This is a genomic window from Enterobacter cloacae complex sp. AR_0002, from assembly GCF_001922365.1.
Classification (GTDB): Bacteria; Pseudomonadota; Gammaproteobacteria; order Enterobacterales; family Enterobacteriaceae; genus Enterobacter; species Enterobacter hormaechei_C.
The window spans coordinates 679,025-704,163 of record NZ_CP018814.1 but is presented as its reverse complement, the minus strand read 5'-3'; the positions used below and the strand labels follow the sequence as shown (position 1 = coordinate 704,163).

The following is a 25,139-nucleotide window of genomic DNA, read 5'->3' as shown; positions in this document are numbered from 1 at the left end:
CATTCAGCCGTTTTCTCGTCTGACACGCAGAACATGATATCAGTCAGATAAGTCCCGTCGCCGCGGCATAACACGCTATCTGGATCTTATTCGGTGCGTTGAATTTCTTCTGCATATTCTTCTGGTGGAAATTGACGGTATTTTCCGAGATGGAAAGAATGATGGCGATTTCTGCCGACGTCTTCCCTTCTGCGGTCCACTTCAGAATTTCCCGTTCACGCTTGCTGAATTTCATTTCAGGCGGCATCACCGTCTCATGTTCAAAGCGCAACAGCGTAGTGAGCGCCATCTGGACCAGCATTTGTAAACGCAGCTCAACTTCTTCACTGGATATCGAGTGTGCCTGTAAGCTGGTACATGACACGGAAAGGAAACCGAGCGCATGATTTGGCATCATCAGACACTGCGTTATTCCCTTGCGTAAACCGTGGTCCCGCGCGCCGTCCCATAATTGCTGGGCATCCGTGAATAATTCATCCGTCCAGGGCAAATGTCCCTGAATGAAATTCTCCGGCTTCAGTACCGGGTCAATGGCGAAATAATTCTCGGATTGATATTGCGCCATCCATTGTTGCGGATAACTGGAATGGACGGATGTTCGCGGGCGGGTAAATGGCACAGGGTGTCGAACACAAAGCGCATAATAATCGAATTCAAGCGCCTGCGTTTGTCGCTGAAGTTCCTGATATACCTCGTCAGCACAGGTCATTTGCTGAAACCGGAGGACGCATTCCCGTCGCCAGGTGAAAAAGTCTATATCCCTCATACTTGCCGAATGAAGCCTCTGATAAAGATAATCATTATTATGGTGAATATAACCTAACACATTTAGCATGATTATTTATATAAAATATCGGCCACAGGCAGATTATCTTTAATTTGGCGATGGCTTATCCACTTCAGGCGGAATAAAAAAGCAACAGAACGGAGTTTAAGGGAGGATTATTTGCTCCAGAAGCGGCATCTGGAGCAAATTGAACGCTAAAATGCTACTGCATCAAGAATTTTTCAAGGAACTGACGGGTACGGGGCTGCTGCGGATTGGCAAACAGCGCTTTAGCTGGCCCCTGCTCAACTATTCTCCCCTGATCCATGAAAATAGCCCGATCGGCAACGTCGCGGGCGAAGCTCATTTCATGCGTCACAATCACCATCGTGCGTTTCTCCTGCGCCAGCTGTCGGATGGTGTTCAGCACTTCCCCGACCAGCTCAGGATCGAGCGCGGATGTGGGTTCGTCAAACAGGATCACATCAGGGCGCATCGCCAGCGCGCGTGCAATAGCGACACGCTGCTGCTGCCCGCCAGATAAGCGACGCGGATAGCTCGTCTCCTTCCCTGCCAGGCCAACCTTCGCCAGCAGCTCGCGGGCGCGGACCGTGGCGTCTTCCTTAGGTTCCCCCTTGACGATGACCGGCCCTTCAATAATGTTTTCCAGCACCGTGCGGTGCGGGAAGAGATTAAAGCTCTGGAACACGAAGCCGACATGCTGGCGCAGGCGGCGAATCAGCCCTTTTTGCTGGCTGATAGGTTTCCCGGTATCAATGGTGATATCACCCACGCGGATCGTCCCGCCTTCGGGCTGCTCCAGTAAATTGATGCTGCGCAGCAGCGTGGTTTTGCCTGACCCGCTCGGGCCGATAATTGCCACCACTTCGCCCTGCTCAACCTCAAGATCAATGCCATGCAGCACCGTTTGCCCGTGGAATTTTTTCACCAGGTTTTTGACGTCAATTGCACTCATTTTGGATCACGCTCCTGGCGGTTAAGCTGGTTTTCAAAATAGTTTTGCAGAGCGGACAGCACCGTCGCCATCACCCAGTAAATCAGCGAGGCCGCCAGATACATAGTAAACACTTCCAGCGTACGCGAGGTGATCAGCTGCGCCTGACGGAACAGCTCCGGCACCTGAATGGTCGCCGCAAGGGAGGTGTCTTTCACCAGGCTGATAAAGCTGTTGCTCAGCGGCGGCAGCGCCACGCGCGCCGCCTGGGGCAGGATCGCCCGGCGCAGCGTCTGCCACGGGGTCATCCCGATACTGGCCGCCGCTTCCCACTGCCCTTTATCGATGGAGGAGATCGCCGCACGCAGCGTTTCAGAGGTGTACGCCGCCGTATTCAGCGACAGGCCAATCATCGCCGCCGGGATCGGATCCAGCTCGATACCGAACTGTGGCAGCCCGTAGTAAATCATAAACAGCTGAGCGATAAGCGGCGTTCCGCGGAACACGGAGATGTAAAACCGCGCCAGCCACCGCACCGGCCAGATGTTGGACATGCGCATCAGTGCCAGCACAAACCCGAGCACCAGCCCGAAGAACATCCCGCCGATACTGAGCTGTAAAGTAAACACCGCGCCTTTAAGCAAGAACGGCAGCGAATCAATAACCAGTTGAATACTTTCTTGCATTATTATTTTTCTACCTGATTTTTAGACATGAGGATGATAGGCAAACAGCGCAGGCGCTCCGCCAGTATGAACAAACAAAATAGGTCCTTCATCCTTAAAGCGCTTCCGGGCGATGCCGTCGATCAGGCCCGCCATTGCCTTACCGGTATAGACCGGGTCAAGCAGAATACCTTCGAGACGGGCCAGCAGCTTAACGGCCTCCATCCCTTCATCATTGGGGGTGCCATAGCCCGGCGCGAAATAGTCATCCCACAGCAATATTTCCGCCTTCGCCTGAAGCGCAAGCTGTTCAGCCACCGCCTGTTGCAGGGTGACGACTTTCGGCTTTTGGTCCGCAACGCTTCTGGAAACCGTCACGCCAATCAGCTCGACCTCCGGCATCAGCTGCTCAAGCCCGACCGCTAAACCGGCATGGGTCCCCGCACTGCCGGACGCCACCACCACCGAGGATAAACTTACCGCGCCTTCGCACTGCTGAGCGATTTCCAGCGCGCTCTCAACATAGCCGAGGGCACCCAGCGCATTCGAGCCGCCAACCGGGATCACGTACGGACGAAAACCCTGCGCTTCCAGACGCGTCGCCAGCTCGTCGAGCTGTGCTGCCGGGTCGGTCAACGCGTCGACCATTTCAACCTGCACGTTGAACAGATCCAGCAGCAGACGGTTACCGTTAGTCAGGTAATTCTCTGCCTGCGTCCCGATCGGGTTCTCCAGCAGGGCTACGCAGTGGAGCCCCAGCTTCGCCGCCACTGCCGCCGTCTGGCGAACGTGGTTAGACTGAATTGCCCCGGCGGTGATCAGCGTATCCGCCCCCTCGCGCAGGGCATCGGCGGCGAGAAATTCCAGCTTGCGCAGCTTATTCCCGCCCATCGCCATGGGCGTCACATCGTCACGCTTAATGAAAATATCGCGCCCCAGATAGTCAGAAAATCTCGGGAGAAACTCCAGCGGCGTGGGTGCGCCGATAAATTCCAGACGGGGAAAGCGCGTTAAATTCTGTAGTGACATGGTTCCTCCGGTCACGCAAACAATTGTTATTTCATTATGCACGCAGACGCGCGAGAAATAAAAAAGGCGCTTTTAAAAGCGCCTTTTTTTGTCAGTCAGAGACTTATTTCGTCACGTCTGCGCCGAACCACTTCTCAGAAAGCGCCTTCAGGCTACCGTCTTTCTGCATCTCAGCAATGGCGCCATCGATGGCTTTCAGCAGATCCTCGTTACCCTTACGCACCGCCACGCCGGACTCCTGACGGGAGAACGCATCACCCGCGACAGCCAGGGAATTGTTGGTTTTCTTCACCAGATCCAGCGCTGCCAGGCGGTCAACCAGAATGGCGTCGATACGGCCTACGCGCAGATCCTGGTATTTCGTCGGGTCATCATCGTAGGTACGGATGTCCACGCCCTGCACGTTCTGGCGCAGCCACTCTTCGTAGTTGGTGCCCAGACCGACGCCGACTTTCTTACCTTTCAGATCCGCTGCGGACTTGATACTGCCTTCGTTACCTTTCTTCACCAGCGCCTGAATACCGGACACGGTGTACGGCGTGGAGAAGTCATACTTCTTCTTACGTTCGTCAGAAATGGTTACCTGGTTAATCACCACGTCAATACGTTTGGAATCCAGTGACGCCAGCATCCCATCCCATTTGGTGGGTTTCAGGGAGGCTTTAACGCCGAGGTGTTTTGCCAGCTCCTGCGCAAACTCCACTTCAAAACCGGTCAGTTTACCGTCGTCACCCTGGAAGCTGAACGGAGGATAGGTTCCTTCCAGCCCAACCAGCAGCGTGCCGCGCTCTTTAACTTTGTTGAGCAGATTCTCTGCCGCGAACGTTTTCACGCTCATCCCCGCGACCAGCGCAACGGCCATTATCCCCATCAGCGCCTGACGACCCAGAAGTGCTAATTTCATAAGTACTCCGATACAGTGGAATTTTTGAGTAGTGTAGAGAAATCGCCTGCAACGTCAAAGGCGGCTGCGCTACATCTTATTCTTTTTTAATATATATCAGAAGTTGTTCCGGCGCGGACTTTCTGCTTTATGACGCCCGGCATCTGGACTTTATATTGTGCATACTTTCGCAGCGCGATGCGGTAATTGTTGGTACTGGTGGCGGGCAGCCAGGGCTCCAGATTTTCATCCAGGTATCCGGTCGTCAGCAGATCGCGGGAGATATTTTGCATGGTCAAATGCTGACCCAGGCGGCGCAGGCGAACCACGTATTCACGCACGGTGCCGTGACTCATCTCGGTTTGTTCAAACAGGAACTGCTTGAAGCCGATAATATCGAAGAAGTCGCTTTGCTCTTTGCAATGGAGATCGCCACAGAAACGGCAAAGCGCTACCCACTCTTTTTGCTCTTCAAGCCAGGCGGCTTCATCCATCAGCGTATCGAGGCGGGAAATCGCAATCTTATTCACGATTTCACCGCGACGAACCAGCGTGATGCGGTCGAGTAATTTTTTACAGTGGGCGCAATGCGTCTGGCTGTGTTTAAAGTCTTTCAGGTAGCGGCTTAAAGGCCGTCTTTTAGATTGCTGCACCGTCATGATAACTCCTGGTTGTCAATACGTTGTGCGGCATTTCCAAGGCGAATGACTCACCTATAACTTACCCAGTTTTGTGCGCAGGCGTTTAATGGCCTGGCTGTGCAGCTGGCTCACCCGTGACTCGCCCACCTCCAGCACAGCGCCAATCTCTTTGAGATTGAGCTCTTCCTGGTAATAGAGGGTTAACACCAGTTGCTCACGTTCCGGTAAAGCTTCAATCGCTTCCATCACGCGCTGGCGTAAATTCCCTTCCAGTAAGTGGTGTAACGGGTTTTCTTGCTGATGTTCATCCGTCACCAGCTCGATGCTATCGCCATGCTCTTCGCGCCACTCATCATAAGAGAAGAGTTGGCTGTTATTGGTATCGAGCAACATCTGGCGATACTCTTCTACAGGAATGCCCAGACGCTCCGCCACTTCGGTTTCCGTCGCGTTGCGCCCCAGTTCCTGTTCCAGCTGCCCCATCGCATGCGCCACTTCGCGCGCGTTGCGGCGAACGCTGCGCGGCACCCAGTCGCGGCTGCGCAGCTCGTCCAGCATCGCACCACGAATACGCTGCACTGCGTAAGTCGTAAATGCCGTTCCTTGCAGAGCGTCGTACCGGTCAACTGCATTCAATAACCCGATACCGCCCGCCTGTAGCAGATCGTCCAGTTCCACGCTCGCCGGCAAACGCACCTGGAGGCGCAATGCTTCGTGACGCACCAGCGGAACATAACGCTGCCACAGCGAGTGTTTATCCATTACACCTTCAGCGGTATAGAGTGAATTCACGATAAACAGCCCTGCGTTAGTTGAGTTATCGGCATGATTATCCGATTCTGGAGGGGTTTTAATCGGGTGAATAGTGGGTGAAATGAGGGGTTATTTGGGGGGTTACGCGTAAATGCGGACAGAAAAAACCCCGCCGAAGCGGGGTTTAAGCGTAATCAGGCGATTAGCCTTGCAGCAGAGACAGAACCTGCTGAGGAACCTGGTTAGCTTTGGACAGCACGGAGTTACCGGCCTGCTGAACGATCTGCGCTTTAGACATGTTGGACACTTCGGTCGCATAGTCGGCGTCCTGAATACGGGACTGCGCTTCAGACAGGTTGGTGGTGGTGTTGTTCAGGTTGGTTACGGCAGAGCTCAGACGGTTCTGAACCGCACCCAGTGAAGAACGGAATTTGTCTACGGACGCGATTGCTTTGTCCAGCAGAGCCAGTGGATCTGCTGATGCGGAACCACTGAACTGACCAGTTGCAGCAGTAGTAACAGCACCCGCGGCGTTAGTAATATTGCTAAGTTCAATATTAGCAGTTGTGGTAGCAGTTGTCGCTGCGGCAGAGTTCTTGCTGTTATCCAGGCCATCAGCATTAACTGCAAAGTTTTTGCCTTGAATGGTAACGAAAGCAGATACAGCTTTCGTGGTAGAGTCAACACCAACTTTAATGTACTGATCGCTCATAGTTGCTCCGTTAGAAGCAATACCATTCGCATAATCACCATACGTAACATCAGTGGTGTTTAATTTCACCTTACCAGCATCGCCAGCAGTTACACTGCTATCGCCAACAGACACTGAGTAATAATCACTACCAGACTGAACAACATACTGATCTGTACCAGTAACATTGTGCAGAGACAGCGTGCTTGCATCAACACCCAAGTTCTTAGCAACATCGCTCAGATTAACGTCAACCATAGAACCGGCTGTACCAGTTGAACCATTGTCGACAACTTGAGTAATGCTCGCACCCACTGACAGGCTATTTTTGGAAACAGAGAAACCGTTCAGACCCAGCGTTGAAGAGTCAATTTGCTGTAGGTCGATGTTGATAGTCTGACCATCATTCGCGCCAACCTGAATTGACATAGAACCGTTTTTAGCCAGCACGTTCACGCCGTTGAACTGAGTCTGACCAGATACACGGTCGATTTCAGACAGACGGGATTTGATTTCGTCCTGGATTGAAGACAGGTCAGAATCGGAGTTGGTGCCAGTCTGAGACTGAACGGTCAGCTCACGGATACGCTGAAGGTTGTTGTTGATTTCAGACAGCGCGCCTTCAGTGGTCTGCGCCAGAGAGATACCGTCGTTAGCGTTACGTGCAGCCTGAGTCAGACCTTTGATGTTAGAGGTGAAGCGGTTAGCGATAGCCTGGCCCGCAGCGTCATCTTTCGCGCTGTTGATACGCAGACCAGAAGACAGACGCTCGATAGAAGAAGACAGAGCGGACTGGTTCTTGTTGATGTTGTTCTGAGTGATCAGCGAGAGGCTGTTGGTATTAATGACTTGTGCCATGATTTCGATTCCTGTTGTTCATCAAATCTGTTTGGTTAGATTTGGGTTTCCACCCTTCGGCTTCATCGCCGTCAAAGGTGTTATCGTCTGGTCCAAAACAACCTTTAGATTTTTTTTCAGGATCGCGTTAATTTTTTTAGCCACGGAAAAGCTCTTCTCTATTACCGTTATTCCCGCCATTAAAAAAAAGAAATTAACCGTAAACTTTCCCCCATTAAGGCCGATAACCCCACTATTCGTTCTACGTGTCGATAGATTAAGGAATAAATATGGCAAGTATTTCATCATTGGGGATTGGATCGGGTCTTAAGTTAGCAGACATTCTGGATAGTCTGACCAAGGCCGAAAAAGAGCAGCTGACGCCGATTTCCAAACAACAGTCATCTTATACCGCCAAGCTGAGCGCTTACGGCACGTTGAAGAGTTCACTGGAAGCCTTTCAGACTGCCAACACCGCGCTGAATAAAGCCGACCTGTTTACGGCGACCAGCACGTCGAGCAGCTCCACGGCATTCAGCGCCACCACTACCGGCAGCGCGATTGCCGGTAAATACACCATCAGCGTGTCGCAGCTGGCGCAGGCGCAAACCCTGACGACCAAAAATGCGCAGCCGGATACCAAAACGGCCATTGCCACGGCTGACAGCAAGATCACCTTTACCGCCGGTAACGGTAAAGATCCGGTGACCGTCGATATCAGCGCGGCAAACTCCTCGCTGACCGGCATTCGCGATGCGATTAACAAAGCTGACGCCGGCGTGACCGCCAGTATTATTAACGTCGGTAATGGTCAGTATCGTCTGTCCATCACCTCCACCGAAACCGGGGCGGACAACGCGGTCAGCATCAGCGTGAGCGGCGACAGCGCCCTGCAATCCTTTATGGGTTACAACGGCACCAGCACCGATGCCAGCAACGGCATGACGGAAAGCGTCACCGCGCAGAACGCGAAGCTGAAGGTGAATAACGTCGATATCGAAAACAGCAGCAACACCATAAGCGATGCGCTGGAAGATATCACCCTGAACCTGAACGATGTCACCACCGGTAACCAGACGCTGACGATCGCTAAAGATACGTCGAAAGCGGAAACGGCGATGAAAGCCTGGGTGGATGCCTACAACACCCTTCAGGACAGCTTTGCATCATTAACCAAATATACGGCTGTTGATGCAGGTACAGATGCGCAGGACTCCAGCAACGGCGCCCTGCTCGGAGACAGTACGCTGCGTACTATCCAGACGCAGCTGAAAACCATGCTGGGCAACTCTGTCGGCGGAACCGCCTATAAAACGCTGTCTCAGGTCGGTATTACTTCAGATCCAAGCACGGGCAAGCTGGAGCTGGACAGCGACAAGCTGAAAAAAGCGCTGACGGAGAACCCGTCTGCCGTGAAAGATTTGGTTGTGGGTGACGGTAAAACCACCGGGATCACCACCACCATGGCCACCCATCTGACTGACTGGCTTTCCAGTAAAGGCATTATCCAGGCAGCCAAAGATGGCGTCAGCAAAACGCTGAACAAGTTAACGGATCAATATAACGCCGTGAGCGAACGTATTGACGCAAGAGTGGCACAGTACAAAGCCCAGTTTACCCAGCTGGACGTACTGATGACCTCGCTGAACAACACCAGCAGCTACCTGACGCAGCAGTTCGAAAATACGTCCAGCAACAAGTAGTAAACGCTAATCAGACCCGAGGGGGATAACATGTACGGCGCAAAAGGCACGCAAGCCTACGCAAAGATAGAAGTTGAAAGCGCGGTGATGAGCGCCAGCCAGCAGCAGCTGGTTATCATGCTATTTGATGGAGCCCTCAGCGCGCTGGTACGCGCGCGTCTGTTCCTGGCAGACGGTAATATCCCGGCAAAAGGGCTGGCGCTCTCAAAAGCCATCAACATTATCGAAAACGGGCTGAAGGTTGGCCTGGTGGAAAATAACGGGGATGAGCTTACGCAAAACCTGATTGCCCTTTATGCCTATATGGTACGTCGCCTCCTGCACGCCAACGTGAATAACGACGCCAGCGCCATCGAAGAGGTGGAAAACCTGCTGCGCAATATCGCTGACGGGTGGAAGGAGGTTGCCGGTACGCCACAACTGATGCAGGACGCCGTCTAATGAGTAACGCACCGCAACTTTATGCCCTTTATCAGCAACTCCTTGAGCAGAGCCAGTTGATGTTGCGACTGGCCCGGCAGGGACTATGGGATGATCTGATCATCTGTGAAACCGACTATGTTAATGCGGTGCACTCACTGGCTCGTCTCACTCAGGAAAGTGAACCTTCGACGCAGATTCAGGAGCAGCTTCGCCCGACGCTGCGGGTGATCCTGGACAACGAAGGCCAGGTAAAAACGTTGCTGCAAGCCAGAATGGATGAACTGGCGAAGCTGGTTGGTCAATCCTCCATCCAGAAAACCGTTCTCTCCACCTACGGTAACCAGGGCGGTCATGTCCTGGTTCCGCAAAGTAATAGCGATATCAATTAGCCATTTAACTGGCGGGCAAACGTTAACCGTTTCGTTCGCCAGGCATTTCTGCCAAACCTGCTCCATACTTGAGTTTCGCGACCTCATGGAGATGGTGCATGCGCAACCCAACACTTTTACAATGTTTTCACTGGTACTACCCCACCGGCGGTGAACTGTGGCGAGAAGTCACGGCATTAGCCCCCAATCTGAACGAAATCGGCATCAATATGGTCTGGTTACCGCCGGCCTACAAAGGGGCATCCGGCGGCTATTCCGTCGGGTATGACTCTTATGACCTTTTCGACCTCGGTGAGTTTGACCAGAAAGGCAGCGTCGCCACCAAATACGGCGATAAAGCCCAGTTGCTGGAGGCCATCAACGCCTTAAAAAGTAACCAGATTGCGGTGCTTCTGGACGTGGTGGTCAACCACAAAATGGGGGCCGATGAGAAGGAACCCGTCCGCGTGCAGCGCGTGGATGCGCAGGATCGCACCCAAATCAGCGATGAGATCATCGAATGCGAAGCCTGGACGCGCTACACCTTTCCCGTTCGGGCCGGCCAGTATTCGCAGTTCATCTGGGATTACAAATGCTTTAGCGGTATCGACCACATTGAAAACCCCAATGAGGACGGTATCTTCAAAATCGTGAACGACTACACTGGCGAAGGCTGGAACGATCAGGTCGACGACGAGATGGGCAATTTCGATTACCTGATGGGTGAAAATATTGATTTTCGCAACCACGCGGTGACGGAGGAGATCAAATACTGGGCGCGCTGGGTGATGGAGCAAACCCACTGCGACGGCTTCCGCCTTGACGCGGTAAAACACATCCCGGCCTGGTTCTATAAAGAGTGGATTGAGCACGTCCAGGAGGTGGCCCCGCAGCCGCTGTTTATCGTGGCGGAATACTGGTCACACGAAGTGGATAAATTGCAGCACTACATCAATCAGGTGGACGGCAAAACCATGCTGTTTGATGCGCCACTGCAAATGAAATTTCACGAAGCCTCACGCCAGGGACGCGACTACGATATGAGCCAGATTTTCACCGGTACGCTGGTGGAAGCCGATCCGTTCCATGCCGTGACGCTGGTTGCCAACCACGACACCCAACCCTTGCAGGCGCTGGAAGCCCCAGTTGAAGCCTGGTTCAAACCGCTGGCCTACGCGCTCATCCTGCTGCGTGAAAACGGCGTGCCGAGCGTGTTCTACCCGGATCTTTTTGGCGCCAGCTATGACGACACCGGCGGGGATGGCGAGACGTATCACATCGATATGCCGGTGATTGAACAACTCCACGAGCTTATCCTCGCCCGGCAGCGTTTTGCCCACGGCGTGCAGACGCTGTTTTTCGATCATCCAAACTGTATTGCGTTCAGCCGCAGCGGGACTGAGGAGCACCCGGGCTGTGTGGTGGTGCTGTCGAATGGTGATGACGGCGAGAAGACGATCTGCCTCGGGGAAAATTACGGCAATAAGACCTGGCGTGATTTTTTAGGCAACCGCGAGGAAACCGTGACCACGGCGGCGGATGGCGAAGGGACGTTCTTCTGTAACGGGGGAAGCGTCAGCGTCTGGGTGATTGAGGACGCGCTGTAGGGCTGGAACAGTGCGGTCTGCGGACCCGCTCCCGAAGCGTACGCCATCCTCACAAAATAATGTCTGCACAGACGGCCCCCTCTCCCTTGAGGGAGAGGGCTGGGGTGAGGGGGAACATACGGCTCTGGTGGTCATTCCGTTCACTTTATGTTCCTTGCTACTCTGTCACAACATAACCGGTGAACGTGCCAGGGTGGCTCAGTCGCCACCACCCTGGCGACCCGGGCTTCCGGCGGAAAATCGCCGCTTCGCGGTGCCTTCGGCTTATTCCTTCCGGCTTATCGGGGACGGGCGGAGGTAACATCCCTGTAAAGCCCGCCCTCTCGGCGCATCCCTGCGCCTCGCCCCGGCCTACAGGAAACGCCTCAGCGATTTACAGCCGGACCAGAGCATCGCTGAAAGCCTTCAGTCGTTCTCAAACAAGTTTTTTGCTTCGGGTTAAAAGTTACGGAAGCTTACTCTCCAGCGGATTCTTACTCAGGTAATCTGCGCATTCCACCGTTGGACGGTCAACCTTGTACAGTTCCATACCGTCATAATCCAGCGCCGCCCCATCACGCTCCAGCGGATAGACATCCAGCTTACGCGTCACGTTATAATAATCATCTGAACGCAGCATGATCTTACCCGGCACCGCGATAACGCGCTGCCACTGACGGCAATCCAGGGTATCCCCCTCTGGCGTCACCACCAGCGTGGCAATCGCCTCCGGGCTCACCATCGCGCTCTGCGGCCCTTTCGACTGCCAGTAACCTGCCAGATGCGAAGGTGCCGGATGCTTAACCACTTCCTGATAGTTTTCGACCTGAACGCATCCCGCTAACGTCAGCATTGCAGCCACAATTGCTACTTTTTTCATCATCTTTCCTGCATGCGAAGAAAAAAATATTGTGGCATTAAAGCCATCAGGCTGCCAGCGTAAGATAGGTATTGATTAAACCTGCATCCCCATCACTTCCTGGTATGCCGACACCAGCTTGTTACGCACCTGCAACCCCATCTGCAATGACACCGACGCTTTTTGCAGATCGGCCATCACATCGTTGAGCGCCACGCCGGGTTCGCCAAGGGTAAATCTCTCAGCCTGGGTACGGGCCGCGTTTTGCTTGTCGCTGATCCGGTCCAGCGCCGCATGCAGTTGACCGGCGAAACTGACGCCCGGCGGCTGGTCAGCCACGCTCTGATTACGGGCGGTCATCGCCGTTGCCTGTAACTGACTGAGTACCCCTTCAATGCCCTGTATAGCCATGACTCTCCCCTGGATGGTTTTTTACGAGGTCAAGACTAACAGCTTGTCAATAAGATAATGGCGGTAAATAGCGTTAAAAAACCAGGTTATTTGACGCATAGAAAATCCCGAATCATCAAATAATGGCAGGGCCATCAGTATGGAACTTTTGTCGTGTTTGCCGACCCGGGAGTCAGTTTTGTTTCTCTACACGAATAACGTAAACCACCAGGATTTAAGAGGTGCGCAATGAGTGCGACAGCAGCATCGACAGCGCCACAGAATAAATCACTCGAGTGGATGAACCGCCTTCGCGCCAACCCTAAGATCCCGTTGATTGTGGCAGGCGCTGCCGCCATTGCGATCGTTGTCGCGATGGTCTTATGGGCAAAAAGCCCCGATTACCGCACGCTCTACAGCAACCTTTCCGACCAGGATGGCGGTGCCATCGTCACCCAGTTGACCCAGATGAACATCCCGTATCGCTTTGCCGATAACGGCGGTGCACTTGAAGTACCGGCAGATAAAGTGCACGAGCTTCGCCTGCGTCTCGCCCAGCAGGGGCTGCCGAAAGGCGGCGCGGTTGGGTTTGAGCTGCTGGATCAGGAAAAATTCGGCATCAGTCAGTTCAGCGAGCAGGTTAACTACCAACGCGCGCTGGAAGGTGAGCTGGCCCGTACGATTGAAACCTTAGGCCCGGTGAAAAGTGCCCGTGTGCACCTGGCGATGCCTAAGCCGTCCCTGTTTGTCCGCGAACAAAAGTCCCCTTCTGCCTCTGTGACCGTTAACCTCGAACCTGGCCGTGCGCTGGATGAAGGGCAGATCAGCGCCGTTACGCACCTGGTTTCCAGCGCGGTGGCCGGTCTGCCACCAGGTAACGTCACGCTGGTGGATCAGAGTGGTCATCTGCTGACGCAGTCCAACACCGCCGGGCGCGATCTCAATGACGCTCAGCTGAAATACGCCGCGGATGTGGAAGGCCGTCTCCAGCGTCGCATCGAAGCGATTCTGGGCCCGGTGGTCGGCAGCAGCAATGTGCACGCGCAGGTCACCGCGCAGATTGATTTCTCGAATAAAGAACAGACCGAAGAGCAGTACGCTCCGAACGGGGATGCCTCCCGCGCCGTGTTACGCTCGCGTCAGATCAATGAGACGGAACAGGTCGGCGGCCAGTATCCTGGCGGTGTGCCGGGCGCGCTCTCTAACCAGCCTGCGCCTGCCAACGCCGCGCCAATCTCCACCCCGCCGGCAAACCCGCAGAACGGTCAGCAAACGAATCAGCAGACGACCTCGACCGCGAACAGTGCCGGCCCGCGTAACAGCAGCCGTAACGAAACGACCAACTACGAAGTCGACCGGACCATCCGCCATACCAAACTGAACACGGGCGATATTCAGCGTCTCTCTGTTGCCGTGGTGGTGAACTACAAAACGCTGCCGGACGGTAAACCGCTGCCGCTCACGGCGGAGCAGATGAAGCAGATCGAAGATTTGACCCGCGAAGCGATGGGCTTCTCTGAAAAACGTGGCGATACCCTCAACGTTGTGAACTCACCGTTCAACCCGGTGGATGAGACCGGTGGCGAACTGCCGTTCTGGCAACAGCAGGCGTTCTTCGATCAGCTGATGTCCGCAGGCCGCTGGCTGCTGGTGCTGATTGTCGCGTGGCTGCTGTGGCGTAAGGGCGTTCGTCCTCAGCTACAGCGTCGTGCTGAAGCCGAGAAAGCCGCGCTGGAACAGAAGAACGCGCGTCCGGACGAGGAAGAAGCGGTTGAAGTTCGTCTCAGCAAAGATGAACAGATGCAGCAGCGTCGTGCTAACCAGCGCATGGGCGCAGAGGTGATGAGCCAGCGCATTCGCGAAATGTCAGATAACGATCCGCGCGTCGTCGCGCTGGTCATCCGCGGTTGGATGGGTAACGAACATGAGTAATACGCTTACAGGCACCGATAAGAGCGTCATCCTGCTGATGACCATTGGGGAAGATCGCGCGGCGGAGGTGTTTAAACACCTCTCCCAGCGAGAAGTGCAGATCCTCAGCGCGGCGATGGCCAACGTGCGCCAGATCTCTAACAAGCAGCTGACCGAGGTGCTGGCGGAGTTTGAGCAGGAAGCCGAGCAGTTTGCCGCCCTCAACGTCAACGCCAACGAATACCTGCGCTCCGTGCTGGTTAAGGCGCTGGGCGAAGAGCGCGCCGCCAGCCTGCTGGAAGATATTCTCGAAACGCGCGACACCGCCAGTGGGATCGAAACGCTCAACTTTATGGAGCCGCAAAGCGCCGCCGATCTTATTCGCGACGAGCACCCGCAGATTATCGCCACCATTCTGGTCCACCTCAAACGGGGCCAGGCGGCCGATATTCTGGCGCTGTTCGACGAGCGCCTGCGCCACGACGTGATGCTGCGTATCGCCACCTTCGGCGGCGTCCAGCCAGCCGCGCTGGCGGAGCTGACCGAAGTGCTGAACAACCTGCTCGACGGCCAGAACCTCAAGCGCAGCAAAATGGGCGGCGTGAGAACGGCAGCGGAAATCATCAACCTGATGAAAACGCAGCAGGAAGAGGCGGTTATTACGGCGGTACGCGAGTTCGACGGCGAGCTGGCGCAGAAAATTATCGACGAGATGTTCCTGTTCGAAAACCTGGTCGAAGTGGACGACCGCAGCATCCAGCGCCTGCTTCAGGAGGTGGACTCCGAATCGCTGCTTATCGCCCTCAAAGGCGCCGAGCAGCCGCTGCGCGAGAAGTTCCTGCGCAACATGTCCCAGCGTGCGGCCGATATCCTGCGCGACGACCTGGCCAACCGTGGCCCGGTACGTCTGTCTCAGGTGGAAAACGAACAGAAAGCGATCCTGCTTATTGTTCGTCGACTGGCCGAAACCGGCGAGATGGTGATTGGCAGCGGAGACGACACCTATGTCTGATGAACTGTCGTGGAAGCGCTGGACGCCTGACGACCTCTCCCCTCCCAGCGCAGAGTTCAACCCTGCCGTTGTGTCGTCCGACGAGGGCGACGCCGGGGCGGGCGAACCCGAGCTGAGTGAAGAGGAACAGCGCGCCCAGTTGCTGGCCCAGATGCAAATGCAGGCGCACGAACAGGGCTTCAATGCAGGGATGAACGAAGGCCGTCAGACCGGGCACGCACAGGGTTATCAGGAAGGGCTGGCGAAAGGTTTAGAGCAGGGCATCGAGCAGGCGCGCCAGCAGCAGGCGCCGCTACATGCCCGCATGCAGCAGCTGGTGAGCGAGTTTCAGCATACGCTGGATGCGCTCGACAGCGTGATTGCCTCGCGCCTGATGCAGATGGCGCTGGAGGCGGCCCGTCAGGTGATCGGCCAGACGCCGATAGTGGATAACGCCGCGCTGATTAAGCAGATCCAGGGGCTACTCCAGCAGGAGCCGCTGTTCAGCGGCAAACCGCAGCTGCGCGTTCATCCTGATGATTTGCAGCGCGTGGAAGAGAGCCTCGGCGCGACGCTGAGCCTGCACGGCTGGCGGCTGCGCGGCGATCCGTCACTTCATCACGGAGGCTGTAAGGTCTCGGCGGATGAGGGCGATCTGGATGCCAGCGTCGCGACCCGCTGGCAAGAACTGTGCCGCCTGGCGGCACCGGGAGTCGTCTGATGACCGCTCGCCTTACGCGCTGGCTTAACACGCTTGATAATTTTGAAACGAAGATGGCGCAGCTGCCATCCGTTCGTCGTTATGGACGCCTGACGCGCGCCACCGGTCTGGTTCTGGAAGCCACGGGGCTGCAACTTCCGCTCGGCGCCACCTGCGTGATTGAGCGGCAGGACGGGGGGGAGACGCGTGAAGTGGAAAGCGAAGTGGTCGGGTTCAACGGTCAGCGCCTGTTTCTGATGCCCCTTGAAGAAGTGGAAGGGATTTTGCCCGGCGCCCGCGTCTACGCGAAAAACATCAGCGGTGACGGCCTGCAAAGCAGCAAACAGCTGCCGCTCGGTCCGGCGCTGCTGGGCCGCGTCCTGGACGGAAGCGGCAAACCGCTTGATGGCCTGCCCTCCCCTGATACCACCGAAACCGGCGCGCTGATCACCCAACCCTTCAACCCGCTGCAACGCACGCCAATCGAGCACGTACTGGATACCGGCGTGCGGCCGATTAACGCCCTGCTCACCGTGGGACGCGGCCAGCGTATGGGGCTGTTTGCCGGCTCCGGCGTGGGTAAATCGGTCCTGCTCGGCATGATGGCGCGTTATACCCAGGCTGACGTGATCGTCGTTGGCCTGATTGGTGAGCGTGGTCGCGAAGTCAAAGATTTCATTGAAAACATTCTGGGTACGGAGGGCCGCGCCCGCTCGGTGGTGATCGCGGCGCCTGCGGACGTGTCGCCGCTGCTGCGTATGCAGGGTGCCGCCTACGCCACGCGTATTGCGGAAGATTTCCGCGACCGGGGCCAGCACGTGCTGCTGATTATGGACTCCCTGACCCGCTACGCGATGGCGCAGCGTGAGATTGCGCTGGCCATCGGCGAGCCGCCCGCGACCAAAGGCTACCCGCCGTCGGTCTTCGCCAAGCTCCCGGCGTTGGTTGAGCGCGCGGGGAACGGCATCAGCGGCGGCGGCTCCATCACCGCGTTCTATACGGTACTGACCGAAGGTGATGACCAGCAGGACCCGATTGCCGACTCCGCGCGCGCGATCCTCGACGGCCATATCGTGCTGTCGCGCCGTCTGGCCGAAGCCGGGCACTACCCGGCGATTGATATTGAAGCGTCGATCAGCCGTGCGATGACGGCCTTGATCACCGAGCAACACTACGCCCGCGTGCGTAACTTCAAACAACTGCTCTCCAGCTTCCAGCGCAACCGCGATCTGGTAAGCGTCGGGGCGTACGCCAAAGGCAGCGACCCGATGCTCGATAAAGCGATTGCCCTCTGGCCGCAGCTGGAGGCATTTCTGCAACAGGGTATTTTTGAACGCGCCGACTGGGAAGATTCCCTCCAGGCACTGGAGCTGATTTTCCCGCAGGTGTAACACAGGTGGAGGGCGAAGGTCATGGCGCAGAACAGCGCGTTATCAACGCTGAAAGATCTGGCTGAAAAAGAAGTTGATGATGCCGCATTGCAGCTTGGCGCAATGCGACGCGGGTGCCAGCAGGCTGAAGAACAGTTGAAGATGTTAATCGACTATCAGCATGAATATCGCACCAACCTTAACACCGACATGACGCAGGGCATTGGTAGCCAGCGCTGGATTAACTATCAGCAGTTTATCCAGACGCTGGAAAAGGCGATTGAGCAGCATCGCCAGCAGCTTAACCAGTGGACGCAAAAAGTCGATACCGCGCTGAATTTCTGGCGCGAGAAAAAACAGCGGTTGCAGGCCTGGCAAACCTTACAGGACCGGCAGATTGCAGCCTCGACCCTGGCGGAAAACCGTCTGGATCAGAAAAAAATGGATGAGTTTGCCCAGCGCGCATCAATGAGGAAACCTGAATGATCACACTGCAACAACTGCTGATGACCGACAGCGACCCGTCCGGCGGCACGCTTGCCGGGAAAGGCGCTGAGGGCGCGCAAGATTTTCTCTCTCTGCTGGCGGGCGCGCTGACCGAGACCACTGGCAAAGGCAAAGATGCTCCGCTGACGCTGGCCGATCTAAAAGCGGCGGGAAGCAAGCTGTCGACAGCGGCACAGGAAAAAAACGGTGATACCACGCTCCAGGCCAAAATCGCCGAGCTGCTCTCCCGCCAGGAGACGCTGACCGGTGAAGATACCGCCGTCTCCCTGCAAAGCCTCGTCTCCGGCCTGAAACCCGCCGCGAATACGGATGCGCTGAAGGCGCTAACCCAGCCGGAGGCGAAAACAAACAGCGAGACCACGACTGAAGAAGAGGAGCTGGCCGGGTTAAGCGCGCTGATGGCGATGTTACCGCACCAGCAGACCACCACCCCGGTAGCGACGCAGCCTGCGAGCACCGGGGAGATCGCCCCCCGTGCCGCCCTCCCCTCTGCGCTAGCCCAGACGGATAACGGCCAGCATCAGCCGCTTAGCCATGCGTTAACGGGTCAGGAAAAAATGCCGGTTCAGGACAGCGACACCTCGCTGCCCGCCACGGCAGCCGTTACGCCAGCCGTCGCCGCCGTCGCGGAGAAGCAGGACGTAGCGAGCGCGGCGTCGCCTGCCGCCAGCCCAACCGCGACGCTGGCCCCGATCGTCAGTCACCTGGCGCCTTCACAGCCTGCCGCTACCGTTGCGACAGCGCCGGTGTTAAGCCAGCCGCTGGGCACGCACGAATGGCAGCAGAATCTGAGCCAGCACATCACCCTGTTCACCAGACAGGGACAGCAGACCGCAGAGCTGCGTCTGCACCCGGAAGATCTGGGTCAGGTGCAAATTTCGCTTAAGCTGGATGACAACCAGGCACAGTTGCAGATGGTTTCGCCCCACAGCCACGTTCGCGCGGCGCTGGAAGCGGCCCTACCGATCCTGCGCACGCAGCTTGCGGAAAACGGCATTCAGCTTTCCCAAAGCAGCGTCAGCAGCGAGGGCTTTGCCGGGCAGCAGCAGTCCTCATCCGGGCAGCAACAGCACGCTTCGCGTTCCGGCCAGCATGGCGGGTTTAACGATGAGAGTGAAGAGTTATTGCCTGCCCCTGCCGCCCTGCAATCCGCCGCGCGCGGCAGCCGTGCCGTAGACATCTTTGCCTAAACGCCAGAGGTAACGTGATTATCCCCGTCTTTTCCACGCTTTGACCTAAGCCGGACACGGGATAATCACCGTATTAAGCTGTACCGAAACAGGAAGCTCGTATCAGATGACAGACTCCGCTATCACCAAAAAAAGCAAGCGTTCCATCTGGATCCCGCTGCTGGTGTTGATTACCCTCGCGGCCTGCGCCACCGCAGGCTACAGTTACTGGCGTATGCAGCAGGAACCCTCCAGCGCGGCCGCCAAAGCTGAAGCGCCGCCTCCACCGGCGCCGGTCTTCTACCCGCTGGATACGTTCACCGTGAACCTGGGCGATGCGGATCGCGTGCTTTACGTGGGTATTACGCTGCGTCTGAAAGATGAAGCGACCCGTGCACGTCTGAACGACTACCTGCCAGAAGTGCGTAGCCGTCTGCTGCTGCTGTTTTCTCGTCAGGATGCCTCCGCGCTCGCCACCGATGTGGGCAAGCAAAAGCTGGTCGATGCCATCAAACAGACGCTGGCGACCCCGCTGGTAAACGGCCAACCTAAGCAGGAAGTCACTGACGTTCTGTATACAGCCTTCATTCTGCGGTAACGACATGGGCGACAGTATTCTTTCTCAGGCAGAAATCGATGCGCTGCTCAACGGCGACAGCGATAAGAGTGACGAACCGAAACCGGGTCTGACCGGCGACGATAATATTCGTCCCTACGATCCCAATACCCAGCGTCGCGTGGTGCGCGAGCGTTTACAGGCGCTGGAGATCATCAACGAACGTTTCGCACGTCAGTTCCGTATGGGGCTGTTTAACCTGCTGCGTCGTAGCCCGGATATCACCGTCGGTGCCATCCGCATTCAGCCGTATCATGAGTTTGCCCGCAACCTGCCGGTGCCAACCAACCTTAACCTGATCCATCTGAAACCGCTGCGCGGTACCGGCCTGGTGGTGTTCTCGCCAAGCCTGGTGTTCATCGCAGTGGACAACCTGTTCGGTGGCGATGGTCGTTTCCCGACCAAAGTGGAAGGCCGCGAGTTTACCCATACCGAACAGCGCGTGATTAACCGCATGCTGAAGCTGGCGCTGGAATCCTACAGCGACGCGTGGAAAGCGATTAACCCGCTGGAAGTGGAGTACGTGCGTTCCGAGATGCAGGTGAAATTTACCAACATCACCACCTCCCCGAATGACATCGTCGTGAATACCCCGTTCCACGTCGAGATCGGCAACCTGACGGGCGAGTTCAACATCTGCCTGCCGTTCAGCATGATTGAACCGCTGCGCGAACTGCTGGTGAACCCGCCGCTGGAGAACTCACGTCACGAAGATCAGAACTGGCGTGAGAACCTGGTGCGTCAGGTGCAGCACTCGCAGCTGGAGCTGGTAGCCAACTTTGCCGACATCTCCATGCGGTTATCGCAGATCCTGAAATTACAACCCGGCGACGTTTTGCCGATAGATAAACCCGACCGCATTATTGCCCATGTGGATGGCGTACCCGTGCTGACAAGCCAGTACGGCACGATTAACGGCCAGTATGCGTTACGCGTTGAGCACTTGATCAACCCGATTTTGAATTCGCTGAATGAGGAACAGCCCAAATGAGTGACATGAACAATCCGTCCGATGAAAACAGCGGAGCACTGGACGATCTGTGGGCTGACGCGTTAAACGAGCAGAAAACAACGCCGACGAAAAGCGCGGCAGACGCGGTCTTTCAGCAGTTAGGCGGCGGCGACGTCAGCGGCACGTTGCAGGACATCGACCTGATTATGGACATTCCGGTCAAGCTGACCGTTGAGCTGGGTCGCACCCGCATGACCATTAAAGAGCTGCTGCGCCTGACGCAGGGTTCCGTGGTGGCGCTTGACGGTTTAGCGGGTGAGCCGCTGGATATTCTAATCAACGGCTACCTGATTGCACAAGGCGAAGTGGTGGTGGTGGCCGATAAATACGGCGTACGTATCACCGACATCATTACCCCTTCCGAACGTATGCGTCGTCTGAGCCGTTAAGTATGAAAACCCAGGCAACACTGTCCGCGCCCTCCGCCGTACCCGGCTCACCGCTGCTCCAGGTGAGCGGCGCGCTGTTCGGTATTATTGCCTTTATCCTTATCGCCGCCTGGCTGGCAAAGCGTTTCGGTCTGGCGGGGAAAACGGCCGGTACCCGCGGGTTGAAGGTCAGCGCCAGCACCCCGCTAGGACCGCGCGAACGCGTGGTCATTGTGGAGGTGGAAGATGCGCGACTGGTGCTGGGCGTGACCGCCTCCAGCATTAACGTTCTTCACACGCTGCCCCCTGCGCCTGCCACGGTGGAGGCTAACGCCCAGGCCCCTGCGGATTTCCAGTCCGTTATGAAGAGTTTGCTCAAGCGTCCCGGGAGATCCTGATGCGCCGTTTGTTATTCCTTACGCTGGCAGGCCTGGGCCTGTTCGCGCCCTCTGTGTATGCGCAACTGCCGGGGCTGGTTTCCACGCCGCTGGCGAACGGGGGACAAAGCTGGTCCCTGTCCGTGCAGACGCTGGTGTTCATCACCTCGCTGACCTTTATCCCGGCGATCCTGCTGATGATGACCAGCTTCACCCGCATCATCATTGTGTTTGGTCTGCTGCGAAATGCGCTCGGCACACCGTCCGCACCGCCCAATCAGGTGCTGCTGGGTTTAGCCCTGTTCCTGACCTTTTTCATTATGTCGCCGGTTATCGACAAGATTTACACCGAGGCGTACCAGCCGTTCAGCGAAGATAAAATTTCCATGCAGGTTGCCCTGGAAAAGGGGGCTCAGCCATTACGTGAATTTATGCTTCGCCAGACGCGTGAAGCGGATTTGGCCCTATTTGCCCGTCTCGCTAACACGGGCGAGTTACAGGGACCGGAAGCGGTGCCGATGCGCATCCTGCTGCCAGCGTATGTCACCAGCGAGCTGAAAACCGCGTTCCAGATTGGCTTCACCATTTTCATTCCGTTCCTGATTATCGACCTGGTGATCGCCAGCGTCCTGATGGCGCTCGGGATGATGATGGTTCCGCCCGCGACCATTGCCCTGCCCTTTAAGATCATGCTGTTCGTGCTGGTCGACGGCTGGCAGCTGCTGGTCAGCTCGCTGGCGCAGAGTTTCTACAGTTGAGGAGCGCGCAATGACGCCTGAGTCGGTCATGATGATGGGCACGGAGGCGATGAAAGTCGCGATTGCTGTCGCCGCGCCCCTGCTGCTGGTTGCGCTAGTCACCGGTCTGATTATCAGTATTCTCCAGGCCGCCACGCAGATTAACGAAATGACCCTGTCGTTCATCCCGAAGATCATTGCCGTCTTCGTGGCGATTATCGTTGCCGGGCCATGGATGCTCAATTTGCTGCTGGACTATATGCGCAACCTGTTCACCAATCTGCCTTACATCATCGGCTGACGGACGATGCTGCATTTCACCAGCGATCAGTTTGTTCAGTGGCTCGGGATCTATTTCTGGCCGATGCTGCGCATCATGGCGCTGATCTCCACCGCCCCCATACTCAGTGAAAAGTCGGTGCCTAAACGCGTCAAAGTTGGGCTGGGCATGGTTATCACGATTATCGTTGCCCCTTCCCTGCCGGCGGTGGATATCCCGATCTTTTCCCCGAATGCGATCTGGATTGCCCTGCAACAGGTGATGATTGGCGTGGCGGTCGGGTTCACGATGCAGCTCGCCTTCGCCGCGGTACGAACGGCGGGTGAACTTATCGGTTTGCAAATGGGCCTGTCTTTCGCGACGTTCGTTGACCCGGGCAGCCACCTGAATATGCCCGTGCTGGCACGTATTATCGACCTGCTGGCGATGCTGTTGTTTCTCTCGTTCAACGGCCACCTGTGGCTCATCTCGATGCTGGTGGACACCTTCCACACGCTGCCGATTGGCGACAACCCGGTCAACAGCAACGCGTTTCTGGCGCTGGTGAGGGCTGCCGGGCTGATCTTCCTCAACGGGCTGATGCTGGCGCTGCCGATCATTACCCTGCTGCTCACCGTTAACCTCGCATTAGGTTTACTCAACCGAATGGCTCCGCAGCTGTCGGTATTCGTCATCGGCTTTCCGGTGACGTTGACGGTTGGCCTTTTATTAATGTCATTATTGATGCCACTTATCGCCCCCTTCTGCGAACATTTATTCAGTGAGATATTCAATCTGTTAGCGGATATTGTTAGCGAACTTCCACGCAAATAATAACCCGCAGTGTTTGCAATGTCTTTCTGAGGATATTCCTAAAAATAATCTCGAAAAACATCTACCAGGATATATCTGACGCGGTTTAAATGTTTCTAACCACCTCACAATACTTAATATTTACTTTACTTTAAGATGATTCCTGGCAAATTATACGTAACTTTACGGGATAGTGAGTTCGCCTGAAAGTCTTTGTCATGCTCACAGGTTTTATTAGATTTTTTCCATCCCGTATGGCTGTTTATGAGCTCTCAGGCAGGTGGTGAATTATCGTTACGCATTGAGTGAGGGTATGCCATGTCAACGATCATTATGGATTTATGCAGCTACACCCGGCTAGGGTTAACCGGGTACTTAGCAAGCAGAGGGGTTAGAAAGAGAGACATCAACGATGCACACACCGTTGAAGAACTCGCAGCCGCTTGTGACGCCCACAAGCCCGGCGTGGTGTTTATTAATGAGGACTGTTTCATTCACGACCCCGCTAACAGTCAGCACATTAAGCAGATCATTAATCAGCATCCTAAGACCCTGTTTATTGTTTTTATGGCGATCGCCAATATTCATTTCGATGAGTATTTGTTGGTGCGTAAAAACTTATTAATCAGCTCGAAATCGATTAAACCAGAGTCACTTGATGACATTCTGGGCGATTATTTGAATAAAGAAGTTAAGAATGTAGGGGCGATTAACTTACCCACCCTATCATTAAGCAGAACTGAATCAAGTATGCTAAGAATGTGGATGGCTGGACAAGGGACAATTCAGATCTCAGACCAGATGAATATCAAGGCAAAAACAGTATCGTCACACAAAGGAAATATTAAAAGGAAAATTAAAACGCATAATAAGCAAGTGATATACCATGTCGTACGCCTGACAGATAATGTGACGAATGGGATTTTCGTTAATATGCGCTAATTTGCACGGCCATGTTGTACCCTACCTTGATCTCTGGCCTGGCCAGAGATTTTGCTTTTAAGCAGCCGGAGCCGGGGAGAAGACGCCCCCGACGCCGCCCTATTCCGCCGTTTCCACAAAGATCCCATCCGGGTGCCCCAGTTCGTTGAAGAACCAGATGCCGAGCGGGTAATCTTCCAGCGACACCAGATACATTGTGCCTTCATTAAACTCTTCTATTGCCAGAACCACGCCCGGGCGGCGCGGCCCACCGTCCGTTTTGACGGTTACCCGATCGTTGACCTTCATACATTCCTCCTGTGGTTTTGAGCCAGTGTAGAACAAATTACATTGCCTGGCATCGCCGCCTGGCGCGAATGGCGTTTTTGTGTGCGGTCTATACTTAGCTGTTGAGACGGTTAAATGAGGAGCCCGCCATGAAGACTGACAAAGAGTACAGCGACACCATTAAGCGTGAGGTTGAAGTGGATGTCGATGCCCTGCTTGCCGCCATCAATGAAATTAGTGAGTCCGAAGTTCATCGCGCGGAGGATAATTCAGACCGTGTCGTGGTCAATGGTCGGGATTACCATACCTACCGTGAACTGGCTGAAGCATTCGAGCTGGATATCCATGACTTTAGCGTCTCGGAAACGAACCGCTAAGACGAAAAAAATCCCGGTCATGGGGATGACCGGGATCAAACTTGCTTATGCAAGAAGCACTTGTAAATTCGTTACACCAGGAAATCTGATGCAGGTAAGACATTATCCCCAACAGAATTGTCTTACAAGCATATATTCTCTTAGCGAATATTATATTTTATACATGTGAATTTT

The 25,139-nt window shown here is 55.5% G+C and carries 29 protein-coding genes and 1 pseudogene; 19 read left to right on the top strand and 11 right to left on the bottom strand.

The window, feature by feature from the left end; all coding sequences use genetic code 11:
- Positions 1-43: 43 nt before the first annotated feature.
- The 8 genes from sdiA to AM329_RS03390 form a co-directional block, all read right to left on the bottom strand.
- Positions 44-766 (bottom strand): transcriptional regulator SdiA, encoded by a 723-nt coding sequence (gene sdiA, locus AM329_RS03425; RefSeq protein WP_003859639.1) that lies wholly within the window; start codon positions 764-766, stop codon positions 44-46.
- Between the two features lie 223 nt (positions 767-989).
- A complete protein-coding gene (gene tcyN / locus AM329_RS03420) occupies positions 990-1,742 on the bottom strand; it encodes an L-cystine ABC transporter ATP-binding protein TcyN (RefSeq protein ID WP_003859634.1) in 753 nt (250 codons plus the stop codon).
- Positions 1,739-2,407, bottom strand: a complete 669-nt coding sequence (tcyL, locus tag AM329_RS03415) for a cystine ABC transporter permease (RefSeq protein ID WP_003859632.1) — start codon at positions 2,405-2,407, stop codon at positions 1,739-1,741. Before tcyL ends, tcyN begins: the two co-directional genes overlap by 4 nt.
- A 21-nt stretch (positions 2,408-2,428) precedes the next feature.
- Positions 2,429-3,415: a D-cysteine desulfhydrase gene (gene dcyD, locus AM329_RS03410; RefSeq protein WP_003859630.1), complete on the bottom strand. Its 987-nt coding sequence runs from the start codon at positions 3,413-3,415 to the stop codon at positions 2,429-2,431.
- Positions 3,416-3,518: 103 nt separating this feature from the next.
- Positions 3,519-4,319: a cystine ABC transporter substrate-binding protein gene (gene tcyJ / locus AM329_RS03405; protein ID WP_032609574.1), complete on the bottom strand. Its 801-nt coding sequence runs from the start codon at positions 4,317-4,319 to the stop codon at positions 3,519-3,521.
- A gap of 86 nt (positions 4,320-4,405) precedes the next feature.
- Positions 4,406-4,957 (bottom strand): flagella biosynthesis regulatory protein FliZ, encoded by a 552-nt coding sequence (gene fliZ / locus AM329_RS03400; protein ID WP_015570235.1) that lies wholly within the window; start codon positions 4,955-4,957, stop codon positions 4,406-4,408.
- 54 nt (positions 4,958-5,011) lie between these two features.
- Positions 5,012-5,731 (bottom strand): RNA polymerase sigma factor FliA, encoded by a 720-nt coding sequence (locus AM329_RS03395; RefSeq protein WP_003859623.1) that lies wholly within the window; start codon positions 5,729-5,731, stop codon positions 5,012-5,014.
- A gap of 163 nt (positions 5,732-5,894) precedes the next feature.
- A complete protein-coding gene (locus tag AM329_RS03390; protein WP_032609576.1) occupies positions 5,895-7,241 on the bottom strand; it encodes a flagellin in 1,347 nt (448 codons plus the stop codon).
- A 269-nt stretch (positions 7,242-7,510) separates the two neighbouring features.
- Between AM329_RS03390 and fliD the strand changes: the two genes are divergently transcribed.
- From fliD to amyA, 4 genes are all read left to right on the top strand, one after another.
- Entirely contained in the window at positions 7,511-8,923 is a 1,413-nt protein-coding gene (gene fliD / locus AM329_RS03385) for a flagellar filament capping protein FliD (protein ID WP_032609578.1), read from the top strand.
- Between the two features lie 30 nt (positions 8,924-8,953).
- Entirely contained in the window at positions 8,954-9,364 is a 411-nt protein-coding gene (gene fliS, locus AM329_RS03380; RefSeq protein ID WP_003859616.1) for a flagellar export chaperone FliS, read from the top strand.
- On the top strand, positions 9,364-9,735 hold the full coding sequence (gene fliT / locus AM329_RS03375; protein WP_003859615.1) for a flagella biosynthesis regulatory protein FliT: 372 nt from the start codon (positions 9,364-9,366) through the stop codon (positions 9,733-9,735). The genes fliS and fliT overlap by 1 nt, the downstream gene beginning before the upstream one ends.
- A gap of 98 nt (positions 9,736-9,833) precedes the next feature.
- Positions 9,834-11,321, top strand: coding sequence for an alpha-amylase (gene amyA / locus AM329_RS03370; RefSeq protein WP_003859614.1), 1,488 nt, complete (start codon positions 9,834-9,836; stop codon positions 11,319-11,321).
- 445 nt (positions 11,322-11,766) lie between these two features.
- Here amyA and yedD read toward each other — a convergent pair whose 3' ends face one another.
- Both yedD and fliE read right to left on the bottom strand, forming a co-directional pair.
- On the bottom strand, positions 11,767-12,180 hold the full coding sequence (gene yedD, locus AM329_RS03365) for a lipoprotein YedD (RefSeq protein ID WP_032609579.1): 414 nt from the start codon (positions 12,178-12,180) through the stop codon (positions 11,767-11,769).
- A gap of 75 nt (positions 12,181-12,255) precedes the next feature.
- The gene (gene fliE / locus AM329_RS03360; protein ID WP_003859612.1) at positions 12,256-12,570 is read right to left on the bottom strand and encodes a flagellar hook-basal body complex protein FliE; all 315 of its coding nucleotides are present in this window, start codon (positions 12,568-12,570) and stop codon (positions 12,256-12,258) included.
- A gap of 228 nt (positions 12,571-12,798) precedes the next feature.
- Here fliE and fliF point away from each other — a divergent pair, with 228 nt between their 5' ends.
- From fliF to rcsA, 14 genes and pseudogenes are all read left to right on the top strand, one after another.
- Positions 12,799-14,481: a flagellar basal-body MS-ring/collar protein FliF gene (gene fliF / locus AM329_RS03355; RefSeq protein ID WP_022651464.1), complete on the top strand. Its 1,683-nt coding sequence runs from the start codon at positions 12,799-12,801 to the stop codon at positions 14,479-14,481.
- Positions 14,474-15,472, top strand: a complete 999-nt coding sequence (gene fliG / locus AM329_RS03350) for a flagellar motor switch protein FliG (RefSeq protein ID WP_003859608.1) — start codon at positions 14,474-14,476, stop codon at positions 15,470-15,472. Before fliF ends, fliG begins: the two co-directional genes overlap by 8 nt.
- A complete protein-coding gene (fliH, locus tag AM329_RS03345; protein WP_032609581.1) occupies positions 15,465-16,172 on the top strand; it encodes a flagellar assembly protein FliH in 708 nt (235 codons plus the stop codon). The genes fliG and fliH overlap by 8 nt, the downstream gene beginning before the upstream one ends.
- The gene (gene fliI, locus AM329_RS03340; protein ID WP_032609583.1) at positions 16,172-17,542 is read left to right on the top strand and encodes a flagellar protein export ATPase FliI; all 1,371 of its coding nucleotides are present in this window, start codon (positions 16,172-16,174) and stop codon (positions 17,540-17,542) included. Before fliH ends, fliI begins: the two co-directional genes overlap by 1 nt.
- Positions 17,543-17,563: 21 nt before the next feature.
- Complete coding sequence (gene fliJ, locus AM329_RS03335; RefSeq protein ID WP_006811155.1) at positions 17,564-18,007, top strand: flagellar export protein FliJ; 444 nt, start codon at positions 17,564-17,566, stop codon at positions 18,005-18,007.
- Entirely contained in the window at positions 18,004-19,218 is a 1,215-nt protein-coding gene (gene fliK / locus AM329_RS03330; RefSeq protein WP_032609585.1) for a flagellar hook length control protein FliK, read from the top strand. The genes fliJ and fliK overlap by 4 nt, the downstream gene beginning before the upstream one ends.
- 106 nt (positions 19,219-19,324) lie before the next feature.
- Positions 19,325-19,795: a flagellar basal body-associated protein FliL gene (gene fliL, locus AM329_RS03325; protein WP_003859598.1), complete on the top strand. Its 471-nt coding sequence runs from the start codon at positions 19,325-19,327 to the stop codon at positions 19,793-19,795.
- Between the two features lie 4 nt (positions 19,796-19,799).
- Positions 19,800-20,804: a flagellar motor switch protein FliM gene (gene fliM / locus AM329_RS03320; RefSeq protein ID WP_003859594.1), complete on the top strand. Its 1,005-nt coding sequence runs from the start codon at positions 19,800-19,802 to the stop codon at positions 20,802-20,804.
- On the top strand, positions 20,801-21,214 hold the full coding sequence (fliN, locus tag AM329_RS03315) for a flagellar motor switch protein FliN (RefSeq protein WP_003859592.1): 414 nt from the start codon (positions 20,801-20,803) through the stop codon (positions 21,212-21,214). Before fliM ends, fliN begins: the two co-directional genes overlap by 4 nt.
- 2 nt (positions 21,215-21,216) lie before the next feature.
- The gene (gene fliO / locus AM329_RS03310) at positions 21,217-21,591 is read left to right on the top strand and encodes a flagellar biosynthetic protein FliO (protein WP_003859591.1); all 375 of its coding nucleotides are present in this window, start codon (positions 21,217-21,219) and stop codon (positions 21,589-21,591) included.
- Positions 21,591-22,328 carry a flagellar type III secretion system pore protein FliP gene (gene fliP / locus AM329_RS03305; protein ID WP_003859589.1) on the top strand — a complete coding sequence of 246 codons (738 nt, stop codon included), beginning with the start codon at positions 21,591-21,593 and terminating at the stop codon, positions 22,326-22,328. The genes fliO and fliP overlap by 1 nt, the downstream gene beginning before the upstream one ends.
- A 10-nt stretch (positions 22,329-22,338) precedes the next feature.
- Positions 22,339-22,608 (top strand): flagellar biosynthesis protein FliQ, encoded by a 270-nt coding sequence (fliQ, locus tag AM329_RS03300; protein ID WP_003859587.1) that lies wholly within the window; start codon positions 22,339-22,341, stop codon positions 22,606-22,608.
- A gap of 6 nt (positions 22,609-22,614) precedes the next feature.
- A pseudogene (fliR, locus tag AM329_RS03295) lies at positions 22,615-23,407 on the top strand (flagellar biosynthetic protein FliR); the annotation flags it as partial.
- Between the two features lie 290 nt (positions 23,408-23,697).
- The gene (rcsA, locus tag AM329_RS03290; protein WP_003859584.1) at positions 23,698-24,321 is read left to right on the top strand and encodes a transcriptional regulator RcsA; all 624 of its coding nucleotides are present in this window, start codon (positions 23,698-23,700) and stop codon (positions 24,319-24,321) included.
- A 99-nt stretch (positions 24,322-24,420) separates the two neighbouring features.
- Here rcsA and dsrB read toward each other — a convergent pair whose 3' ends face one another.
- Entirely contained in the window at positions 24,421-24,609 is a 189-nt protein-coding gene (dsrB, locus tag AM329_RS03285; RefSeq protein WP_003859583.1) for a protein DsrB, read from the bottom strand.
- 128 nt (positions 24,610-24,737) lie between these two features.
- On the opposite strand from dsrB, the gene yodD reads away from it, so the two are divergent.
- Entirely contained in the window at positions 24,738-24,965 is a 228-nt protein-coding gene (gene yodD, locus AM329_RS03280) for a YodD family peroxide/acid resistance protein (RefSeq protein WP_017383339.1), read from the top strand.
- Positions 24,966-25,139: the final 174 nt, after the last annotated feature.

Bases quoted from the DNA above. Each gene is read 5' to 3' on its own strand.
- fliD (WP_032609578.1), top strand. From the start codon at position 7,511: ATGGCAAGTATTTCATCATTGGGGATTGGATCGGGTCTTAAGTTAGCA.
- amyA (WP_003859614.1), top strand. From the start codon at position 9,834: ATGCGCAACCCAACACTTTTACAATGTTTTCACTGGTACTACCCCACC.
- fliM (WP_003859594.1), top strand. From the start codon at position 19,800: ATGGGCGACAGTATTCTTTCTCAGGCAGAAATCGATGCGCTGCTCAAC.
- yodD (WP_017383339.1), top strand. From the start codon at position 24,738: ATGAAGACTGACAAAGAGTACAGCGACACCATTAAGCGTGAGGTTGAA.
- fliO (WP_003859591.1), top strand. From the start codon at position 21,217: ATGAAAACCCAGGCAACACTGTCCGCGCCCTCCGCCGTACCCGGCTCA.
- fliS (WP_003859616.1), top strand. From the start codon at position 8,954: ATGTACGGCGCAAAAGGCACGCAAGCCTACGCAAAGATAGAAGTTGAA.
- sdiA (WP_003859639.1), bottom strand. From the start codon at position 766: ATGAGGGATATAGACTTTTTCACCTGGCGACGGGAATGCGTCCTCCGG.
- fliZ (WP_015570235.1), bottom strand. From the start codon at position 4,957: ATGACGGTGCAGCAATCTAAAAGACGGCCTTTAAGCCGCTACCTGAAA.
- fliI (WP_032609583.1), top strand. From the start codon at position 16,172: ATGACCGCTCGCCTTACGCGCTGGCTTAACACGCTTGATAATTTTGAA.
- fliK (WP_032609585.1), top strand. From the start codon at position 18,004: ATGATCACACTGCAACAACTGCTGATGACCGACAGCGACCCGTCCGGC.
- dsrB (WP_003859583.1), bottom strand. From the start codon at position 24,609: ATGAAGGTCAACGATCGGGTAACCGTCAAAACGGACGGTGGGCCGCGC.
- fliQ (WP_003859587.1), top strand. From the start codon at position 22,339: ATGACGCCTGAGTCGGTCATGATGATGGGCACGGAGGCGATGAAAGTC.
- rcsA (WP_003859584.1), top strand. From the start codon at position 23,698: ATGTCAACGATCATTATGGATTTATGCAGCTACACCCGGCTAGGGTTA.
- dcyD (WP_003859630.1), bottom strand. From the start codon at position 3,415: ATGTCACTACAGAATTTAACGCGCTTTCCCCGTCTGGAATTTATCGGC.
- fliH (WP_032609581.1), top strand. From the start codon at position 15,465: ATGTCTGATGAACTGTCGTGGAAGCGCTGGACGCCTGACGACCTCTCC.
- tcyJ (WP_032609574.1), bottom strand. From the start codon at position 4,319: ATGAAATTAGCACTTCTGGGTCGTCAGGCGCTGATGGGGATAATGGCC.
- tcyL (WP_003859632.1), bottom strand. From the start codon at position 2,407: ATGCAAGAAAGTATTCAACTGGTTATTGATTCGCTGCCGTTCTTGCTT.
- fliF (WP_022651464.1), top strand. From the start codon at position 12,799: ATGAGTGCGACAGCAGCATCGACAGCGCCACAGAATAAATCACTCGAG.
- fliE (WP_003859612.1), bottom strand. From the start codon at position 12,570: ATGGCTATACAGGGCATTGAAGGGGTACTCAGTCAGTTACAGGCAACG.
- AM329_RS03390 (WP_032609576.1), bottom strand. From the start codon at position 7,241: ATGGCACAAGTCATTAATACCAACAGCCTCTCGCTGATCACTCAGAAC.
- fliP (WP_003859589.1), top strand. From the start codon at position 21,591: ATGCGCCGTTTGTTATTCCTTACGCTGGCAGGCCTGGGCCTGTTCGCG.
- tcyN (WP_003859634.1), bottom strand. From the start codon at position 1,742: ATGAGTGCAATTGACGTCAAAAACCTGGTGAAAAAATTCCACGGGCAA.
- fliN (WP_003859592.1), top strand. From the start codon at position 20,801: ATGAGTGACATGAACAATCCGTCCGATGAAAACAGCGGAGCACTGGAC.
- fliG (WP_003859608.1), top strand. From the start codon at position 14,474: ATGAGTAATACGCTTACAGGCACCGATAAGAGCGTCATCCTGCTGATG.
- fliJ (WP_006811155.1), top strand. From the start codon at position 17,564: ATGGCGCAGAACAGCGCGTTATCAACGCTGAAAGATCTGGCTGAAAAA.
- fliT (WP_003859615.1), top strand. From the start codon at position 9,364: ATGAGTAACGCACCGCAACTTTATGCCCTTTATCAGCAACTCCTTGAG.
- fliL (WP_003859598.1), top strand. From the start codon at position 19,325: ATGACAGACTCCGCTATCACCAAAAAAAGCAAGCGTTCCATCTGGATC.
- yedD (WP_032609579.1), bottom strand. From the start codon at position 12,180: ATGAAAAAAGTAGCAATTGTGGCTGCAATGCTGACGTTAGCGGGATGC.